At 56.3% G+C, this 18,166-nt stretch carries 26 protein-coding genes and 2 pseudogenes; 21 read left to right on the top strand and 7 right to left on the bottom strand.

The window, feature by feature from the left end; translation table 11 throughout:
• The first annotated feature begins 120 nt into the window (after positions 1-120).
• The 14 genes from HKD21_RS10220 to HKD21_RS10160 all read left to right on the top strand — a co-directional run bounded on the left by HKD21_RS10220 (position 121) and on the right by HKD21_RS10160 (position 5,973).
• Positions 121-357: a hypothetical protein gene (locus HKD21_RS10220; protein ID WP_194255598.1), complete on the top strand. Its 237-nt coding sequence runs from the start codon at positions 121-123 to the stop codon at positions 355-357.
• Entirely contained in the window at positions 357-536 is a 180-nt protein-coding gene (locus tag HKD21_RS10215) for a hypothetical protein (protein WP_194255597.1), read from the top strand. The genes HKD21_RS10220 and HKD21_RS10215 overlap by 1 nt, the downstream gene beginning before the upstream one ends.
• A gap of 29 nt (positions 537-565) precedes the next feature.
• Positions 566-856: a hypothetical protein gene (locus HKD21_RS10210; protein ID WP_194255596.1), complete on the top strand. Its 291-nt coding sequence runs from the start codon at positions 566-568 to the stop codon at positions 854-856.
• Entirely contained in the window at positions 853-1,545 is a 693-nt protein-coding gene (locus HKD21_RS10205; protein WP_194255595.1) for a lambda exonuclease family protein, read from the top strand. The genes HKD21_RS10210 and HKD21_RS10205 overlap by 4 nt, the downstream gene beginning before the upstream one ends.
• Positions 1,545-2,186, top strand: a complete 642-nt coding sequence (locus HKD21_RS10200) for a hypothetical protein (protein ID WP_194255594.1) — start codon at positions 1,545-1,547, stop codon at positions 2,184-2,186. The genes HKD21_RS10205 and HKD21_RS10200 overlap by 1 nt, the downstream gene beginning before the upstream one ends.
• Positions 2,183-2,356: a hypothetical protein gene (locus HKD21_RS10195; protein ID WP_155720898.1), complete on the top strand. Its 174-nt coding sequence runs from the start codon at positions 2,183-2,185 to the stop codon at positions 2,354-2,356. The genes HKD21_RS10200 and HKD21_RS10195 overlap by 4 nt, the downstream gene beginning before the upstream one ends.
• 90 nt (positions 2,357-2,446) lie before the next feature.
• Positions 2,447-2,953 (top strand): Rossmann-fold NAD(P)-binding domain-containing protein, encoded by a 507-nt coding sequence (locus tag HKD21_RS10190; protein WP_194255593.1) that lies wholly within the window; start codon positions 2,447-2,449, stop codon positions 2,951-2,953.
• Positions 2,954-3,047: 94 nt separating this feature from the next.
• Positions 3,048-3,170, top strand: coding sequence for a hypothetical protein (locus HKD21_RS14505; RefSeq protein WP_265588985.1), 123 nt, complete (start codon positions 3,048-3,050; stop codon positions 3,168-3,170).
• Entirely contained in the window at positions 3,167-3,634 is a 468-nt protein-coding gene (locus tag HKD21_RS10185; protein WP_194255592.1) for a hypothetical protein, read from the top strand. Before HKD21_RS14505 ends, HKD21_RS10185 begins: the two co-directional genes overlap by 4 nt.
• Entirely contained in the window at positions 3,631-4,137 is a 507-nt protein-coding gene (locus HKD21_RS10180; RefSeq protein WP_194255591.1) for a DNA N-6-adenine-methyltransferase, read from the top strand. The genes HKD21_RS10185 and HKD21_RS10180 overlap by 4 nt, the downstream gene beginning before the upstream one ends.
• Positions 4,134-4,322, top strand: coding sequence for a hypothetical protein (locus HKD21_RS10175; protein ID WP_194255590.1), 189 nt, complete (start codon positions 4,134-4,136; stop codon positions 4,320-4,322). The genes HKD21_RS10180 and HKD21_RS10175 overlap by 4 nt, the downstream gene beginning before the upstream one ends.
• Positions 4,319-4,507, top strand: coding sequence for a hypothetical protein (locus tag HKD21_RS10170; RefSeq protein ID WP_194255589.1), 189 nt, complete (start codon positions 4,319-4,321; stop codon positions 4,505-4,507). Before HKD21_RS10175 ends, HKD21_RS10170 begins: the two co-directional genes overlap by 4 nt.
• Entirely contained in the window at positions 4,504-4,683 is a 180-nt protein-coding gene (locus HKD21_RS10165) for a hypothetical protein (RefSeq protein WP_194255588.1), read from the top strand. The genes HKD21_RS10170 and HKD21_RS10165 overlap by 4 nt, the downstream gene beginning before the upstream one ends.
• 186 nt (positions 4,684-4,869) lie before the next feature.
• Positions 4,870-5,973 (top strand): tyrosine-type recombinase/integrase, encoded by a 1,104-nt coding sequence (locus HKD21_RS10160; protein ID WP_194255587.1) that lies wholly within the window; start codon positions 4,870-4,872, stop codon positions 5,971-5,973.
• A gap of 388 nt (positions 5,974-6,361) precedes the next feature.
• Here HKD21_RS10160 and HKD21_RS10155 read toward each other — a convergent pair whose 3' ends face one another.
• Positions 6,362-7,147: a meso-2,3-butanediol dehydrogenase gene (locus HKD21_RS10155; protein ID WP_194255586.1), complete on the bottom strand. Its 786-nt coding sequence runs from the start codon at positions 7,145-7,147 to the stop codon at positions 6,362-6,364.
• Positions 7,148-7,324: 177 nt separating this feature from the next.
• Here HKD21_RS10155 and HKD21_RS10150 point away from each other — a divergent pair, with 177 nt between their 5' ends.
• Complete coding sequence (locus tag HKD21_RS10150; protein WP_194255585.1) at positions 7,325-7,819, top strand: phosphate-starvation-inducible PsiE family protein; 495 nt, start codon at positions 7,325-7,327, stop codon at positions 7,817-7,819.
• A 34-nt stretch (positions 7,820-7,853) separates the two neighbouring features.
• On the opposite strand, the gene HKD21_RS10145 is transcribed toward HKD21_RS10150, so the two are convergent.
• Positions 7,854-8,030 (bottom strand): DUF2256 domain-containing protein, encoded by a 177-nt coding sequence (locus HKD21_RS10145; RefSeq protein ID WP_322782927.1) that lies wholly within the window; start codon positions 8,028-8,030, stop codon positions 7,854-7,856.
• A 129-nt stretch (positions 8,031-8,159) separates the two neighbouring features.
• Entirely contained in the window at positions 8,160-8,612 is a 453-nt protein-coding gene (locus tag HKD21_RS10140; RefSeq protein WP_322782926.1) for a MarR family winged helix-turn-helix transcriptional regulator, read from the bottom strand.
• A gap of 67 nt (positions 8,613-8,679) precedes the next feature.
• Between HKD21_RS10140 and HKD21_RS10135 the strand changes: the two genes are divergently transcribed.
• Positions 8,680-10,191 carry an FAD-dependent oxidoreductase gene (locus HKD21_RS10135; RefSeq protein ID WP_215748050.1) on the top strand — a complete coding sequence of 504 codons (1,512 nt, stop codon included), beginning with the start codon at positions 8,680-8,682 and terminating at the stop codon, positions 10,189-10,191.
• Between the two features lie 67 nt (positions 10,192-10,258).
• Here the strand turns inward: HKD21_RS10135 and HKD21_RS10130 are convergent, their stop codons facing one another.
• On the bottom strand, positions 10,259-10,507 hold the full coding sequence (locus HKD21_RS10130; protein WP_194255583.1) for a hypothetical protein: 249 nt from the start codon (positions 10,505-10,507) through the stop codon (positions 10,259-10,261).
• Between HKD21_RS10130 and HKD21_RS10125 the strand changes: the two genes are divergently transcribed.
• Positions 10,506-10,658, top strand: a complete 153-nt coding sequence (locus HKD21_RS10125) for a hypothetical protein (protein ID WP_194255582.1) — start codon at positions 10,506-10,508, stop codon at positions 10,656-10,658. The two genes, HKD21_RS10130 and HKD21_RS10125, sit on opposite strands and share 2 nt — an antisense overlap.
• 27 nt (positions 10,659-10,685) lie before the next feature.
• Positions 10,686-11,045, top strand: a complete 360-nt coding sequence (locus HKD21_RS10120; protein WP_194255581.1) for a hypothetical protein — start codon at positions 10,686-10,688, stop codon at positions 11,043-11,045.
• 151 nt (positions 11,046-11,196) lie between these two features.
• Here HKD21_RS10120 and HKD21_RS10115 read toward each other — a convergent pair whose 3' ends face one another.
• Positions 11,197-11,853, bottom strand: coding sequence for a TetR/AcrR family transcriptional regulator (locus HKD21_RS10115; protein WP_194255580.1), 657 nt, complete (start codon positions 11,851-11,853; stop codon positions 11,197-11,199).
• A gap of 107 nt (positions 11,854-11,960) precedes the next feature.
• On the opposite strand from HKD21_RS10115, the gene HKD21_RS10110 reads away from it, so the two are divergent.
• The 3 genes and pseudogenes from HKD21_RS10110 to HKD21_RS14640 all read left to right on the top strand — a co-directional run.
• Entirely contained in the window at positions 11,961-12,527 is a 567-nt protein-coding gene (locus HKD21_RS10110; protein WP_194255579.1) for a hydrolase, read from the top strand.
• Positions 12,523-13,025, top strand: a pseudogene (locus HKD21_RS10105) (DHA2 family efflux MFS transporter permease subunit); the annotation flags it as partial. The gene HKD21_RS10110 and the pseudogene HKD21_RS10105, both read left to right, overlap by 5 nt.
• An 84-nt stretch (positions 13,026-13,109) precedes the next feature.
• Positions 13,110-13,289: pseudogene (locus tag HKD21_RS14640) on the top strand (IS5/IS1182 family transposase); the annotation flags it as partial.
• Positions 13,290-13,482: 193 nt separating this feature from the next.
• On the opposite strand, the gene HKD21_RS10100 reads toward HKD21_RS14640, so the two are convergent.
• Both HKD21_RS10100 and HKD21_RS10095 read right to left on the bottom strand, forming a co-directional pair.
• Complete coding sequence (locus tag HKD21_RS10100; protein WP_194255578.1) at positions 13,483-15,498, bottom strand: phosphocholine-specific phospholipase C; 2,016 nt, start codon at positions 15,496-15,498, stop codon at positions 13,483-13,485.
• A 29-nt stretch (positions 15,499-15,527) separates the two neighbouring features.
• A complete protein-coding gene (locus HKD21_RS10095) occupies positions 15,528-17,918 on the bottom strand; it encodes a TonB-dependent receptor (protein ID WP_194255577.1) in 2,391 nt (796 codons plus the stop codon).
• Between the last annotated feature and the right edge of the window lie 248 nt (positions 17,919-18,166).

Raw genomic sequence — 18,166 nt, 5'->3', positions numbered from 1 at the left:
GAGAGCCGGGTCTCTTTTTATTAGGATATGCGGGGATATCCCCAAAATAGTTATTGACGTGCGGTATAATCCCCGCATAAGGTTCTCTCACACCGCACGAAGCGGCGAGGGAGAACCACAATGGCGAACCTGCCTGACAATTTCTCACAGAGTGCGTTTGATGCCCATTGGCGTCCGGGCTCTGGCGATAGCGCGACACTGACCGCGCTGAAGAACAAACTGTCCCGTATCGACACCGAGATTGCGGCTGATCCGACGGCTGTGGCGCGGCTGGAATGGCATCGTGACACCACGATTGCCCAGATCCGCCAGCTTGAGCGCGCCCCGATGCGCCGAATAGTTCAGGAGGCAGCGTAATGCCCCAGAACCCGACCGCAGCAGCACTGAGCAAGGCATGCGCCATCCTCGAAGACAATGCCGAAGCTCTTGATGATGGCAGCATGACCGACAGCCAGTGGTTCGACATGTTGGCAGAACTTCGCTTCGCAAGTCGCCGCTTCGAAACGACTGAAAACACATCCGCAATCGCCGCCTGACAAGCAAGTAAACCACAGGAATTTCTGAAATGCGTGAAACAGCAAACGCCCGAAGTGCGTCTGGTGAACTGGAGTTCTTTCCGCCTGCGGTACGGCGGGAGATCCTGAACCTTGAGAGCCTGATCACTTACCACAGCAATCAGGCGATTATCGCGCCGCTGGAAAATGACCGTCGTGTGGCTCGGGACGTGAAGACGTCGGCGCTGACGCGGCTGAACGAGATCTACGAACGCCCCGACGTGAAACAGGTCATGCGGACGCTCGGCGCAGTGCATGCCGGTCTGGCCTTCATCATGATGGAAACGCGGGGGGTGGCATGACACTCCGCGTCTACACCGACCTCGAGCAGGGCACAGACGAATGGCTGCAGGCACGTTGCGGCGTTCTGACGGCAAGCGTGATCGGCAAGCTGCTGACCCCGACCGGGAAGGCCGCCAAGAACGAGGCCGCGCGCCGACTGGTTCTGGATCTTCTGGCGCAGCGCATCAGTGGCGTGGTTGAGGAAGTGCCCCAGACCTTCGCGATGCAGCGCGGTCATGAAGACGAGATCGAGGCCAAGCTACTCTACGCCCAGAACATCGCCCCGGTGTCTGAGGTTGGTTTCATGGCTGAGGACCGGTTTGGTTTCACGATCGGATACTCACCAGACGGCTTGGTTGGTGACGACGGCCTACTGGAATGCAAGTCACGCGCTCACGGCCTGCAGCTCGGCGTGATCTGCGGTGGGGAAGTCCCGACCGAATACATGGCTCAGATCCAGACCGGCCTGTTGGTATCAGGCCGGAAGTGGCTCGACTTCATCAGTTTCCCGGCCATGGGCGGCGGCAAGATGATGATCCGCCGTGTCTATCCGGATCCAGTGATGCAGGACGCGCTGATTGATGCCGCGATAGCCTTTGAAGGCGAGATCGCGGCCAAGCGCGCTGAATACGAAACAGCCCTGAAAAGCCCTGATCTGCGGTTCCTGGAAACGGAACGGCGCAGCATGGAAGAGGAGATTGTTCTCTGATGGTCGATCTGTCGAAAACCATCATCGCCAAGTCAGATCAGTTGAATGCTGACGATCTGATGGGCGGCCCGCTGACGGTGCGCATTCAGGATGTGCGCGAAGGCAACGCAGACCAGCCGATTGCCATCTTTTATGAGGGATGCAACGGTAAGCCTTACTATCCGTGCAAGTCGATGCGCCGCGTTCTGGTGAACGTCTGGGGTAAGGACGGGAAGGCATATGCGGGAAAGGGTATGACCCTGTTCCGTGAGCCGTCGGTCAAGTTCGGCGGGATCGCTGTTGGCGGCATCCGCATCAGCCACATGACCGATATCACGCAGGATACGCCGCTTGCCCTGCAGGTCACGCGGGGGAGCAAGAAGCTCTACACGGTCAAGCCGCTGCGAATTCAGCCGGAACAGCGGGAAGCGCCTGCCGACCGGTGGGCAGCGTGGATTGATGGTCGGCTGGCAGCAGTCGAGAAGGCCGCAACCCTTCAGGATTTGCAGAACGTCACGGGAACCGACAACTACAAGAAGGCGATCGCATCCCTGACCGAAAACGGTCACCCGCGCCTCGCTGGACTGCAGGCCGCGGTGACTTCGAAGGCTGAAGCTCTCAACGAAAGCGATATGCCTGCAGACGACATGGTGCCGGCATGACCCACCCCCGCGAGATCAACGAGGACCTGAGCGACGTGATTGCACGGTCCTTCCTCATGGAGCGGATCGAGCGTGCGGCGGCCCTGCCGTGCCTCTCAGACCTCCGACATGACGACAACGAAATCCGCCGCGAGTGCGGCCTGCTGAATGCTGAGAAGTGGAGCGCGTGATGACTTCTTTAATACCTACCCTCTGCGAGGCACTGGCCCTCGTGATCCTGCTCCATCTTGCGGCCGGCTCTCGGCCGGGGAGGGTTTGAGGTGAGTGAAGCTGTGAAGTGGGATGGATTTCCCGTGTTTGGGCGTGATCGTGATGCTTGGCATTTACTGAATTGCGATGGTTCAGAGCATCCCATTCCGATGTGGTGGGACTGGCGCATAGAGGCTTGGAAAGCTGATCCAGACTGCGGCTTTAATCTCGGCGCACCAAATGCCGATGGTGCTGGATATTCCTATCTCGCGAGTACTGTAACGCCATCCGATCTTAAGGAAGCCATTGCCGATGCTGTGGCGGCGGAGAGGGAGGAGAATGACGCCCTGATCCGCTCTCTCGCAGTTGGGTATGAACGCATGAGGGGCGTGCTTTGCAGTATGGCGGCAACGTCCGGACCGGATACTAATTGGTATCGGTACCATGCCGAACGGGGACTTAATAGCGTTCCCGGCATCTGGGACATCGCGCAAAATCCGGTGGAGGCAAAGCCGGGTGAGTGCTCGTGGATCAACCGTGAAGGTTCACTCGAAGCCATCCGGAGCGCCGCGAAATGAAGAGCCTCCTCAAGAAAATCCGCCAGTTCTTCACCGAGCCAGACTCGGGCCATGACGAAAATTTCGACGATTGGGCACAGAGGATCACATGGTGATGACCACTCTCTTCCGCCCGATCCAGTTCGCGGCTGGCTGCATCCGTGAACTATGGCGCTGGCTCACGAACGATCATGACGACTTCAATCCCGACCGCGATGACATGGGGCACTACCGATGAGCCAGACCGAACAGAAACGTGAATATGGCGAAGCAATGGCTCTAGAAATCATGCGCGCTCTTGGTTTGTCCCCGCACGACCTGCCGAAATTGGCGCGTTACGCCCGGAAATGCTTTGAAGATGGCGCGGCGGAACAGCGCCGGAAGGATGCGGAGGGGCAGGAGCCTGTCTATCAGGTCTACCGTGGTGATTACTACGGTTGGTTTGATTGCAAGAAATCGGAATGGGAAGAAGACGAGCGCGATCCAGAACATAAACGCGTCCTCTACGCCCATCCCGCCAACGTCGCCGCGCTGGAAGCACGGATTGCGGAGTTGGAGGCGGAACGGGACAGCCTGAGGGGTGCTTTGATCGAGTGCGGGCTGAATGCAAGTGCCCTCTTAGGGCCTAAACTCGTCGAGAACATACCTACGGAAGTCCGGCTCAAGATCGCCGCCCTCACGCGCGATGGAGATCAGTCATGAGCCAGTCATTCCCTCTGCGTGCCGGGAAGACAGACGAGCATTACACACCGCCCGAGGTCTTTTCCGCTCTTGGATGCCGTTTCGATTTAGACCCATGCTCACCGACTGACAGGACGCATATTTGCGTTCCAGCGAACCAGTTCTTCACGCCCGATGAGGATGGCCTGACCCAGCCATGGGACGGCTTTGTCTGGCTCAATCCGCCCTTTGGCGGACGGAATGGCATTGTGCCGTGGCTAAAGCGTTTCGTGGCGCACGGGAACGGTATTGTGCTGGTCAATGCCCTGACTAGCGCCGGATGGTTCCATGATTACGCTCCTTGGATGGATGCCATTCTGTTCCCTTGCGGGAAAACCAAGTTTGTCCAGACGGATGGAACGGTTGCAAAGAGCCCGCAGGGTGGAATTGCCTTAATGGCGATGGGGCAGCAAGGGAAAGAAGGGCTTCGACGTGCAGCGCGGTCTGGCTACGGCTTGATGCTCACACGCGAGGGAGGGGTATGATGGACAAGAATGTCATGGAAGCGGCTACCCGCGCCATACGCATCCAGATCGCTGAAGAACAGCGAAACATGCTGATGGCACAAGAGCGAATCAATGCTCTCACGAGTGCAGAATGTCGAGTTGAACAAGCCATAGCCGCGTTTGAAAAAGCGCAGACATGTAAGCCTGCAGGAGACCCGGCATGAGCGGGCGGACGGATACGGATCGGATTAACTGGCTTGGAGAACAAGACATTGTCGTCGGAGAGCATGCTTCTTACGGGCGCTGGAAAGATGTCGCTTTAGCGCGATATCAGAAATCACTTCCCGCTGACCTCACAGATATTCGCCACAGCATCGACACGGCCATGGATGCGGAGGAACGGGGATGAGTGACGTAATAAGAAACACAGAAATAAAGTGCGATGTGCTCGAGGCCCTTCAGCAGCAGGGTATGGCTCGCAAAGAGAAGCATGGTGTTTCTCCCGGCGAGCGCGTTGACCGCGTTCTGTACGAACTGAACCGTATGGGCTGGACCATAGTACGTAAGGGAGCGCGCGATGAGTGAGTTCCCCGATGAAACGATGACCTTTCAGGACGTACTCAAACGCCTGAAAGGCCGGATCGGAAAGACAAAGCTCAGACAACATCTCAGCCGCGTTCATGAATTCCATGGAGGCCCTACCCACCGTCGATGGGGTAGTCGCTTTATCTTCTATCCGGCAGATTATAAACGCCTTCTGTTGAGTCTGGAATGCCACTCAAAGTCTACAAACGCACCGATTCAGAAAAGCTCTATGTCCGTGGAACTGTCAAAGGACAGAGCATTTATGAAAGCACAGGAACTGCTGACCCGAGGCAGGCAGAAGAATACCGTGCAAAGCGCGAAGCTGAACTCTGGCAGGAAGGCATCTACGGCAAACGCGCGGTTGTAACATTTGCTCATGCCATCACTGCTTATCTTGAGGCCGAGCCAAGGTCGGATGCGACCAAGGCTTACCTCCTCAGGCTTCTGGCGTACTTCGGGACCATCCGCCTTTCGGATATCGACCAAACATCATTGGACCAAGCTTATCGACATATCCTCCGCGACGGTGCCGAGGCCAATCCCGCCACCAAGGTCCGATCCGTCCTTACTCCACTGCGGTCAGTTCTGGAGTTTGCTGCGATCCGTAAGTGGTGTGATCGTCCTGCGTTCGATAAGCCTCGCATTCCAACTGGGAGAACGATCTATCTGCGCCCAGAGCAGGTGACGCTATTGATCGACAATGCAGCTGTCCATCTGAAGCCGCTTCTGGTGTTCCTGTTCGGCACAGGGGCTCGTATGTCAGAGGCTCTTGAACTGGACTGGGCCTGTGTGGACCTAAGGGGAAGGCGAGCCGTTGTCTGGCAGAAGCAAGGGAACGAGCGGCATATCGATCTGCCGCCCCGCGTCTGTGCGTCGTTGGCTTCTCTACCGAACCGGGATGGCCGCGTATTCCGTCCCGTTCGCGCGAGAAAATCGAGAAACGGGCAGGGCAGGGAGATCGGAGAGGCTTATTCTGAAAACGGCCGAACGAGTGGCGGCCAGATCAAGTCTGGATGGGCGGTGGCTTGTCGCAAGGCTGGTCTTCCGGGGCGTGTGCGCGTGTGGACACCGAAGGGACAGGAGAAGTCGAAGAGCGTGTTCGTCCCTAACGTCACCCCGCATGATGCACGTCACACATGGGCAAGCTGGCAATACTGCCTGCACAAGGATCTGATGCGCCTTAAGGCTGACGGCGGATGGGGCAACATCACGACGGTCACTCGGTACGCCAAAGTGATGCCCGATGCCTACCGGAATGAGATCATCGAGTGGCTGGGGATAAATGCTTAAATGTGCAGAACTGGTGCAGTCAATGATTGTGCTGCGCTAGAACCGTTGAAAAACTGCCATTTTTTGGAACTATTCAACTACCTTGACATGGTAGGGGTCACAGGTTCAATCCCTGTTGCGCCCACCACTCGGTCCGGTAAAAATCCTTATAAAATCTCATTTTTCAAGAGAAAGTCTGGAATTTATCCGACATCTCTTGCTTCCGCATGCTGTCGATATCTATATCTATCGACCCAAATCGGACGGCCTAGTCCGCTGTTCAGTGCTGCACTCCTGAGACGCTCACGATACCGGCCTTCGTCATATCTACCTAAACGCCCGCGATATCCTGACTGATCGTGACGGGAGACACGGACGCGGCAGATCAGCCAGAGAGGGTACTTTGATTTTATGACATCGGGAATGGTGGCTGGCCGTTGGAAGCAGTCACGCCACCATCCACAGGCATAATAAGGCCTGTGATGTAGGACGCATCCGCGCTTGCCAAAAATGTAATGGCAGCGGCCATGTCTTCTGGTTCTCCAAGGCGCTGTAATGGCACACGATCTTCCACGCTTTTGACAAATGCCTTGTCTTTGACCGCCTCTGCCGTCATGGCCGTACGCGTGACCGAGGGGCAGATTGCATTGACGCGCACGCCACTCTTGCCGTGGTCCATTGCCATCACACGGGTCAGGTTCACTACGCCGCCTTTCGCGACATCGTAATACGCCGTATTCCAATCTCCTCGCATGCCGGAAACCGAAGCGGTGTTGACGATGTTGCCTTTCGCTTTGATCAGCATGGGAAGAAATGTGCGGCTGACGTTCAGAGTGCCGGTGAGGGTGGTCGCGCAGACGGTGCTCCAGGTTGCCAGATCGCAATCCAGAACGGTGCCCATAGCCGTCACACCAGCGTTATTCACCAGAACATCAAGCGTCCCAAAATATTCCTCGACAAATTTACAGAGAGCCTCAACCTGTTCCGGGACGGAAATATCCGTCAAGGATGGCACGGCATATTTCGGGGCCAGCGCCTTCGTAGCGTCATCAAGCTTCGCCTTGTCTCGATCCACGAGGATGACATGAGCGCCCTCGTCAAGAAACCGAAGCGCTGTGGCGTGGCCAATGCCTGAGGCGGCACCCGTAACGAGAACCTTTTTACTCTGAAAACGCGACAATCCCTGGATAGACATGAATGCTTCCCCTGCGCAGTTCAGGAGATAAAGCCTCGTCGTGCCGGATGGTTGCAACAATAAGACACTCAGTCTGCCTGACTACAAACCGTCATCCTCGCAAACACCCAGCACTCTTCTCGAAATCGCCACATAACAGTACGATCCTCCATCAATCACGGAGATGTGTTGTTGGCCATGATCAAGAATATTCCAGGTTTTCTCAAACTGGCACGCGCTTTCGACCTGTTCGAAGAAGCGGCCATGGTCATTCTGACTTTATGTATTACCGTCGTTGCATGCGTGGGTCTGCTGCATGTTGTTGTGGCAGTCATCCGCATGGTTTTGGATACAGGACTTGATCCGACCAGTCCGGTTTTGCTTCAGGCCATTTTCGGCATGTTTTTCACTGTGCTGATTGCGCTGGAGTTCAAACACTCCATTCTGGTGATGCCGGGTGGCCAAGCACACAGTATGGCCCGCATGCGATCTGTCCTGCTGATCGGCATGATGGCGACGGTTCGGAAATTCATCGTCCTTGATCTGAATGGCGTGAACGTACAGGAAATGGCGGCACTATCGGGCGCTGTACTGGCTTTGGGCACTGTCTATTGGCTTGTGCGGGGGAAAGTGACACCGCCATTGGTAGATGGCACAGGTGGCCTACTTTCAGTCTCCGATTCCGAGCATTAGAACTGCCCAAAAAGCCGTCCTTCGAGGCGGCTTTTCACAACCGTCGTACTTTCGGCATGCCCTTACAGGCTTCAGAACAATACCGAACCTGATCCCAGTCCTTCGCCCATTTCTTGCGCCAAGTGAACGGTCGATCGCAGACCGGGCAGATCTTCGACGGAAGATGCTGCTTGGCAGGCTTAGGAGGAATCTTACCCTTTCCTCGAGCCACGCTGTATCTCCAACTCTATTCTTCAGGCACTCAATTTCCCGCTTCTGCCTGTCGATAAATCGCTCCGTCAACGTGAGCCAGGCCGGAGCAAACGGTCTGATTCTAGTGGCAGATATTTTACTGGATTTATCACCGCATTAGGTCGTCAGCGAAGCGTCGCAGAAGCGTTTGTAACTGATTGAGGTCAGTATCGTTCCAGTCGACAAGAATGCGGTTGGCCAGCCTCTCGCGCGCTGCGTTGAGCAGGTCGACCATTTCCTGCCCCTTTCCTGTTACTGTCGCTTCGCGAACACGCCTGTCCGTTATGGATGGCTTGCGCTCGATGAGGTCCAGTTCCTCCAGCTTGGTCATTTGCCGGCTGATGGTCGTATGATCTCGGCCCGTCCGGTCCGCGAGGTCGACCACGCCGATGGGACCGTAGCGCCATACGCGTGCCAGAAGCGGAAACAGGGCCCGATCCAACGGAATGCCTGCTTCTTCGATCAGGCGATCATCCCGACGCGGTCGGTTGATTTCATCGACCAGATCAATGATCGCGGCATGGAGTCCGCGCAGGATATCAGGATCATGTGCATTATTCACGTTTTTCGTTGCTTTCGATGTCACCTTCAGATACGTGAATATTACACATTTATTCGCGGAGTTGCCAGTGTCTGTCGATATAGACGTCTTGATCGTGGGTGCGGGGGCCGCAGGCCTGACACTTGCCATCGACCTCGCCCGACGCGGGGTTTCGTTCCAACTGATCGAGCAGAACACGCAGCCGTTCAGCGGGTCGCGCGGAAAGGGCATCCAGCCCCGGACGATGGAAATCTTCGAGGATCTCGGTTTCGTCGATCGTGTAGCGGCGGCAGGCGGACCCTATCCGCCGCTCTGTCAGTATCGTCCTGATGGAACCCATAAAATGTCGCTGCTGACGGAAGCGGACGTCTTTCCAACCGCAGCCGAGCCCTATGCCGCGCCACTGATGCTGCCACAGTTCTCAACCGAAGCTGTCATGCGAGAGCGGCTTGCTGAGCTGGGCCATCATCCGCATTTTGGGACACAGTTGGTCGGTTTCCAGCAGGACAACGATGGCGTTACGGCGAGGATCGAACAGCAAGGCGGCGAGCAGGTTGTCCGCGCCCGGTTCCTCGTCGGAACCGATGGTGGCCGCAGTTTTGTGCGTCATGCATTGGCGATCGATTTTCCGGGAGAAGCACTGGGCGTGCGTGCGATTGTTGCCGATGTGCGGCTGGAGGGGTTGGATCGGTCCGCCTGGCATCGGTTCCAGTTTGGTGCACCCGAAACACAGGTGATGATCTGCCCACTGGCGGGGACGGACCTGTTCCAGATTCAGGCCCCTGTGGCTCTGGACGGAGAGGTTGACCTGTCTCCGGCCGGGCTGACCACGCTCGTCGAAGACCGGACCGGCAGAGGGGACATTACGGTCCGTTCGGTGTCGTGGTCGTCGATTTATACGATGAGTGCGCGTCTGGCTGATCGCTACCGGATCGGGCGCGTCTTCATTGCGGGAGATGCGGCGCATGTTCACCCGCCAACCGGCGGTCAGGGCCTCAATACCAGCGTTCAGGACGCCTATAATCTTGGTTGGAAGCTGGCGTCCGTGCTCGCGGGAGCGCCGGAAGCGCTGCTCGACAGCTACGAGGCAGAGCGTCGACCAATCGCAGCGAACATGCTGCGTCTTTCAACGCGGCTGCTCGGGGAAGCCAAACAGGGCACCATGCGGCGCGATCGCGAAGCGCGTCAGCTCGACCTCGGCTATCGCGGTTCATCGTTGAGCGTGCCCGGTTCGGTAAGCGGCAAAGTGCAGGCGGGCGATCGCGCTCCTGATGCGCCCTGTCGCGGACAGGCCGGGCAGCGGACACGGCTGTTTACGGTTTTTCAAGGGACTCACTGGACCCTGCTTGGCTATGAGGTGCGTGACCGGTCGTCGGCCATCGCGGGTGTTCGTATCGTCGCCGTCGGCGCGGGGCATGAACTCGTCGATGATGATGGCCATATCGCCGAAGCGTACGGGATCGAACCCGATCACTGGGTGCTCGTGCGTCCGGACGGTTACATTGCCGGAATTTTCTCCTCTGACGAGCTAGAGACGGGGCTTTCGCGCTATTTTGCGCACGTTTTGCCACCCTGCCAGACATACGCTGCATCGTCTTGAGGTCGGGCCTTTTTCTTGCGCCTGAACCAATCGGCGTCACGAAGATATTGGAAGGCGCAGTTGCAAATCACGAGATCGCTACGAGAGGTCGTGCGCTTTGGAGTGGCGACACATCACTGACAATGACAGATCTCGTCGCGCGAGCAGCGGCCATATCAGCATTTGCCTTGTCAATTGTGGGGAATTTTTCCAGGCAGATGGCGGATATTCTTTTTCCCGCAGGATTTTTGCTCCGTATCGAATCTCGGCGGTTAACCGCGTATTGCGGATTCTGTTGACTTCCGGAAGGCCGATCCAGCTTGATATGAGCGGTCATGCTCCTTCCCAACATTTCAAGATATCTGATCGTGGAATGGTGGGTAAATGCGGAGAAAGACAGCCGCAAGGAATCCAATCACCATACTTCTCGCGACATGGGCATGATTGTAACGCAATCTCATCCCGATCAACGTGTGGGTGCAAAGTGAATATAACCTTTCGAAGAAATGAATATAATGGGAGAAATTGATTTAATTCCGGAGAATTTACCAATTCTCGATCAAGTCCGTTTACAATATCCAGCTATTGGTCAGTTGACATATACACTAGATGATAGTTGGGATATGCAAGGTAAAAACCTTACCGAATGCTTGGGATCTTTCTGTCAACGTATTCCGTCCTATCGGAAAAGGCTCGTTGATGAGGCTACCGTTTGGCTTTCATGGACAGATAGTAAATTAGAAACATATACAAAATCGACCATTATTTTTAATTTCTGGGCGAATGAACTCACGCGTGAGTTCCAAACAGCCAGATCTTTTTGGCAGGCGGTTATTGAAATAATTCAATATAATCTTCGACGATGTCCTGCATGAACAAAATTCATTTTATTTGCGCACGCTATCAGAAGCGTTTTTGATCGCAAGGTAGGTCTGACAAGAGTTGCAAGCTCCCACGACATCTCGCTCTCGGGGACAGTGCCAAGGCTCTTAGGTCGTAGGGCGAATACTGCACCAATCCACGAAATTATGGCTCTGCGTCCGTTATGCTGTCTGGAGCATGCCGAAACGGCTCCAGCCGGTCCGCCAGATAAAGACGGTGCATCCGCCGCAATTCGTCAGGCGCGCCTGGCGTAGTGGGCGCGTCTTGCGCGAGCATGCCACGCAAGACTTTCATGGTATTCAAAACGACTGCTGCGATGTCTTTCGCGAGTGTCTCATTTAATCCTGGTGCACAGACACGCAACGCTGCCGCAATTCCGGCTACGGCATGTCCTCGCGCAAGATCACGGATCTCCATCTTGTCAGTCTGCGCCTCCATCAGTGCGGAGAGGGATTTCACACGGGGATGAAGCGTGACAAGCAGCTCGATCAGAACGTCCGCCAGAGCGTTCGGGGACAGCGTAGCGGCACGTTTGGCAAGTGCCGCGTATTCGTCTTCCAGGACGACGATATGCCGCTGCACCAAAGCGTCCGCCACCGCCTCTTTGTTTGGAAAGAACCGATAGAGCGAGCCAATCTTCGCCCCGGCGAGCGCGGCAATCTCTGCCATGGTCGTCGCCTCGTACCCTCGTTCCGCCATGAGGTCCGACGCGGCCTCCAGTAATTCCTCGACGCGCTGACGCCCAGCCGCGCGCATCGGCTGGAGAGACGTCCGTTTACCTCTTGACGAATTTGAGCCCATACTCAAATAATGCTCCTGCTTGAGTGTATACTCAACTTATTCACGTTCCGCGTTTTCCCGATAACGGTTCGGGATGGCGGTTCTAACGCCGATAGGAAGGCTTTGCCATGATTTCGCTTCCAGCCAGCAGAACGGCCCTCGTTCTGATCGATCTCCAGAAGGGCATTACAGGGCTTCCTTTGGCTCCGACACCGGGTGCTGAGATTGTCGAGAAATCGATAGAACTTGCAACGCGTTTCCGGGCTGCTGGGGCTCCAGTCATTCTGGTGAATGTAGCGTTCGCGCCAGATTTCGCCGATGCCGTGCATGCGATCGTCGATCGTTCCTTTTCACCGCCTGGCGGCTTCGCACCAGACTGGGCAGAACTGGTCGAGGGGCTTGCCGAACCGACCGATCTGCGTGTCACGAAACGGCAATGGGGTGTCTTCTACGGCACGGATCTCGATCTTCAGCTTCGACGTCGCGGGATCAGCACGGTCGTACTCGGCGGAATCGCCACCAATCTGGGCGTGGAATCGACTGCCAGAGCGGCGCACGAGCATGGATACAACGTCGTGCTTGCCACGGATGTCATGTCTACATTCACGAACGAGATGCAACGCTTTGCCTGCGAGGAGATTTTCCCCCTTCTTGGGCGCGTGACGACGAGTGAGGCGATTGCGCTGGAGGCCTAAACGGGCCGGGTTTCTCATGGTGCCTTTGGGTTTGGGGATGATGTGCGTCTATCCGCTCATTGGACGTCTGATTGACCGGTTTGACGCGCGCGGTCTGACCGGTTGCGGGGCTCTTTTGTTGTTGGTCGGCACAGTGATTTTGGTGGTGCTCGCCTATGGCGACCTGAACGTCGCCTTGCTGACCATAGCATTGTTGTTGCGTGGCGGCGGGCCGTCGGCATTCCGGCGATGAGCGTGGGATACGCTTCGATCGCGCGCGCGGATATCCCGATGGCAACGACTGCGCTGAATATTGTGCAAAGAATAGATGGGCCGACATTGATTACAGCATGCGCCACGTTCCTTGGATGGCGGTTTGCGACGGTCGGCTCGTCCCATGCCGGATCGGAAGCTTATGCCGAAACATTTGGATTGCTCGCGTTATTTCATGGCGCCCTGTTGCTCGCCACGCGTTTCGTCAAGCCTTCAGAGAGGAGACGCCAATTCGGATCGAACTGAACCTATCGGGGCATGGATGCTCGCCTGAGAGAATAAAAGCCACTCAGGCAAGCTCTTGGCCTACGCCGCGCGCTTTGAAATCATTCTGCACAATGGATACTGGGAGACCGGCGTTATGGCGGCGACTGGTTCATGGACGCTCTGGAAGAGAAAAGCGTAAAACTTTCCATTCTATAAATGAGGTCCTCCGGAAAACCCGTCAAATACGACAGGCGGAAACACAAACGTCGCAATAGTATCAAGATCAGGTTTGGAAGGCTTAAGTAGTGGAGGCGGCTCGCAACTTGCTACGACAGATGCCTGACTGTCTTCTTCCTATGAGACCTGAGTTTAAAAGTGGCAATATTTCCCTATTCGTCCGGTCTTAACGTACGAGAAAGGCAATTTCTTATAGTGGAACCTGTAGGCATGAGCGCAAATTTTGCAACAGAGCCGGAGGATCTTGATGAACTGGGGGTTATGATTCCGATTGAGGTTCTGTCAGGCTTGGTCGTCCGGTTTCGATGCGCCCTGCCAGTTGCAGTACTGTGTGAGGCCGTTCGGCCGAGCGGATGTTCAGATCGTACCAGTATGAAGCCGGGGCAATGGCCCATGAGGTTGTCATGGTTTCGCCGTGTGGCAGGGAAATCGTACGCTCGTTGTGGCTGTGCTTTTCCGTGATGTGGAAGGTCTGGAGATTGGGCGTTGTGTTGCGAAGCGACAGGAGCAGGACATCATGTTGCGGATCATGCTGGAGTGTGGCTTCGGGTAGCGTCTCTCCGCTCAGGGAGCGATAGAAGCCATTGGGACCATGGACCGTGATGGCGTTCTGATCGGAGGAACTTACCGGAAGGGAGAGGCTTGAGCGGGCGTCGAGGGTGTAATGCCGTGTGGTGCCGTGGGTGCGAACGCGGAAGACGGCGCCCTGTGTACCCGTATTGGTTAGCCTGAGTGTTTCGGGTGCGAGGAAATCTGCCTGTAAATGATAGGGCAGGGCGCGTGCAGGGCGTTGACCTGCTTCCTGCCGAGGCAGTTTCTGAACCGTTGGGACGGCAGGGTGCGGAAGCTGGCAGGAGCGACGCGTTTCGGGGAGGTAGTCGTCTGTGTTCGGGAGGCTCGCGGTCCATGTTCGGTCTGTCTGTGCGAAGTCGAACACGGATGTCAGATCGCCGCATACGCTGCGGCGCCATGGCGTGATGTTCGGGCATTTGACGCCGAAACGTGCTTCGAGAAATCGCAGAACGGAGGTGTGGTCGAACACCTGTGAATTGACCCAGCCCCCTTTTGTCCAAGGCGAGACGATGATGGCGGGCACGCGCGGGCCCAATCCGACCGGAACATCGTGATAGGACTCTCCCTGTGTTGAGACCGTCCCGCCGCCCTGCTCTGGTGTCAGCGCGGGAACCGGGGCGGGGACGTGGTCGAAAAACCCGTCATTTTCATCGTAATTGAGAATGAAGACGGTGCGTGACCAGACGTCTGGATGGCGGACGAAGACGTCCATGAACTGGGAAATAAGATGTTCGCCGTAGCCGGGCGGGGCATTGGGGTGTTCGCTCAGGGCTGTGGGCGGAACGATCCAGGAGACCTGAGGCAGGCGTCCTTCCGAGACGTCGCGTTCGAATTCGGCGACAAGGTAGCGGCCTTCGGTGGTGTGCATGTCGGCTTCAGTAGAGCCGGGAACGATCTGTCGTGCGCGACGGTATTGCCAGGATGTCGGGTCGAGGTTGCGGAACTGTGCAAAGGAGGCGAGGGGGTTATCGCCGAAATTGTCGTATTCCTGATAAACGCGCCAAGAGACGCCAGCGTCCTGAAGTCTTTCTGGATAAGTCTCCCATCGGAACGGTGTGAAATCGGGATGGTCATGGGTCATGTCGGCCGACCAGTTCCCGTCATCCACGTTCTCGACGGCTTGTTTGCCGGAATGGCCAACGGCCAGACCACTTGTTCCGGAAAACAGGAAAAGGCGGTTGGGATTGGTCGGGCCGAAAATGGAGGCGTGATAGGCGTCGCAGATCGTAAAGGCGTCGGCGAGGGCGTAATAATAAGGAATTTCAGCGCGTGTGAAATGACCCATGGTCATGGGCCCCTTGTGGGAGATCCATGTGTTCCAGTCGTTCCATGCGGCCTGGGTGTCTTTCCAGCTATGGTCGAGACTGGCGAGGCAGGCGCTGGAGGTGTGGGCCGTGTTGAACAGGAACGGGAGAACTGTGCCTCCCTTTCCGTCCGGCTGGGCAAAGACGCTGCTGCCATCCGGCAGGCGTTCGGCGCGGGGGTCTGCGTAGCCGCGAACCCCCTGAAGGGAGCCGAAATAGTGGTCGAAAGACCGGTTTTCCTGCATCAGGATGACGACATGTTCCACGTCCTGAATCGTGCCTGTGACGGTATGTGGCGCGATGGCGAGGGCACGCTTCAGGTTCTCTGGCAGGAGGGCCGTCGCCGCAGTGGCGGAGCCGAGCCGGAGAAACTGTCGTCGGCTGGGAGAACGTGGCATCAGGGCGTCATCCGTGAAAAGGTCAACGATCAGAAGAAGTGCTTGCGCAGGGTGAAGAACACCATGCGGGGGGCACCGGCCTGAAGGGTCTGGAGGCTGCCGGACGGATCGCTGACGGCAAAGCCCGTGCTGCCGACGGTGGCGACATAGCGTTTGTCGAACAGGTTGGTGACGTTGATCTGGGCGTCCAGACCGTGCAGCACCCAGTTATGGCTGTGGAAGCGATAGCCGACATTCAGGTTGAAGATGTCGTTCGGCTTGATCCACTGGTCGTTCATGTAGGTGTAGGTTCTGCGCCCCTGATACTGCATGCCGACATTGCCCCAGATCGAGCCGTCGTCGTAGCTGAGTTGTACGTTGGCCAGATTGCGCGGCATTGCAACCACGCTCTTGCCCTTGGTGGTGTATGTCACGCCGCCTGTCGTCAGGTTGTCGTCATAGGTGGACTGGTTATAGGCGTAGGAGGCGTAAATCGACCAGTTATCAGTGAAATGGTAATTGAATGCGGCGTCGATGCCGCGTGCCGTGACGCCGCCGACATTGCTCAGGATGCTGGCATAGCCCTGAACGTTCGTCCCGCTGGATACGGGCGAGATGGAGGCGAGGCGGTTTTCGAACTCAATGTAATAGCCGGTCAGGGAGGCCTGAATGCGATGATCGTGATAGCGGTAGCCGATTTCTTCGCTGTAGGACATTTCAGGATGCAGAGAATTCTTGGTCGCTGCATACGCTGCGGTTGTCATGGCGAACGGGCTGGTGGCGCCGGTTGTGGAATTGTCGAAGGCTGCCATGTTACGGGCGAAATCGGCGAAGATTTCGTTGTGACGATTGATGCGGTAATTGCCGCCAAGCTGCGGCAGGAAGCCGTTGGCTGATGTAATGGAGCCTCCGGCATAGGTGTTGGTCGTCGGGGTGCCCATGTAGTTACCTTCGAGCTGGCGGGCGTGGTTGTCGACGACCAGCGACTTGAAGCCGTAATTCAGCTTGAAGGCCGGAGTGATCTGCCAAGTGTCCTGAAGATGGAACTGATACGTCTTGGTATTGAATGCGCTCTGCCACTGCGTGGCGAACGGATTGTTGCGGAACCAGTGGACTGAACTGCCTGTATAGCCGCTTTCGCTAAGCGGATAAAAACGACGTGCCTGTTCGAAGTCGTTGTTTTCAAACCAGAATCCACCGTCGATCGTATGATGGGCTATCTTGTAAGTCAGGCCGCCGATAAAACCTTCGCGGTGGATGTCATATTCGGTGGTTCGCACCGAAAGGGGTGAGCCGCCGAGTGAGTCAGGCGTGGGTTCGTAGGGTGTGGCGTAAATACCTTCGCCGGTATTGGTATGGCCGTAGACCGTGGCGTAGCCCTTGAGGCGGCCGGTGATGTCGAAGTCCAGACGTCCATAGCCCAGTGCGTCCTTTCGCAGGCCAGCGGAGTTGTAATAGGACTGATCCTGATTGGTGATGCCCTGCGGAAAGGGCGTGCCGTTCTGGTAGGCTCGGGCGATCTGCTTGGCCAGTCCGTAGTCGTTGGTGACGTTATCGACGTTGTAGCCGCGGGTGTGAATCAGTTGCAGGGACAGATCCTGATAATCATTTTCCGCGCGCTGGCTGTAATCGCCAAACAGGGTCAGTTTGACCTTCTCACCAAGCGGCTGGATGAACTTGGCATTTGCCTGCTGCTGCTGCTGAATGCCGTCGCCTTTCCACTTGTTGGCGTCCTGATAATCGTATGAGACGTACAGTCGTCCGCCGCCCGGCAGCGTGCCGGAATTGACGCGGGCGAATGTGCGCCATGTGCCGTAAGACCCGACCGTTCCGGCAACATCCACACCATATTTCGTGGTGGGATCGATGGACGTGAATTCGAGTGCACCACCGAGATCGTTCGAAGCCGCAACGCCGACTGATCCTGCACCCTGGGCGAGGGTTGCGGGACCGTTATTTTCGGTTTGCAGGGCGCGGCCGATCGACAGGCCATTATCGTTGCCATAGGCGAGGTTGCCGAGTGGGATGCCATCCATTGTGAAGCCCAGACGGCTCTGGTCGAAACCGCGGATGATGATCTGCTGCGACCATTCGTAAGATCCCAGCGGATCTGAAGACGTGAACATGACGCCGGGGAGTTTTGAGAGCGTCTTTAGAGGGCTGGTGCCGGGAGCGACTTCCTGTAGCGCCAGATGGGAGAGCGTTTGGGTTTCGCGCGAGGCGCCGGAGCCGAGAACGACGATGGATTCTGATTTGTTGGAAACGGTCGCGTCAGGGATTACGTTCTTTTTTGCAACAGGTTTCTTCGGGGCCGTCTGCGGTGTCCTGTGCTGGGAAGTGTCTCCAGAAGTGGATGTTTTTGTAGGGACTGAAGCTGCATGGGCACTGTAGAAGACCAACGAACTCAGACAGGTGGTGAGCAGGACACCATTCTTTTTCATTTCGCGTTTTCCCGGCATCAAGAAGATAAAATCTGGGCGGTGATAACGCGGCGAACATTATGTTTGCGTATCTGTAATGTCGTGTAATAATTTCATGACAAATATGTTTCATAAATATGATGGATAAATAAATAATTTTTCAGAATAGGTTTTCGTTTTTCAATTTTGAGTATAGTTCCGCCTCAAACGCGGGTGAAAAAGAGCGGATATCACTGCGAGCGTTTCCGATTATCAGACGTTATTCTGGT

Source organism: Gluconobacter cerevisiae (assembly GCF_015244675.1).
GTDB lineage: Bacteria > Pseudomonadota > Alphaproteobacteria > Acetobacterales > Acetobacteraceae > Gluconobacter > Gluconobacter cerevisiae.
This window is presented reverse-complemented; position numbering and strand designations above follow the sequence as displayed.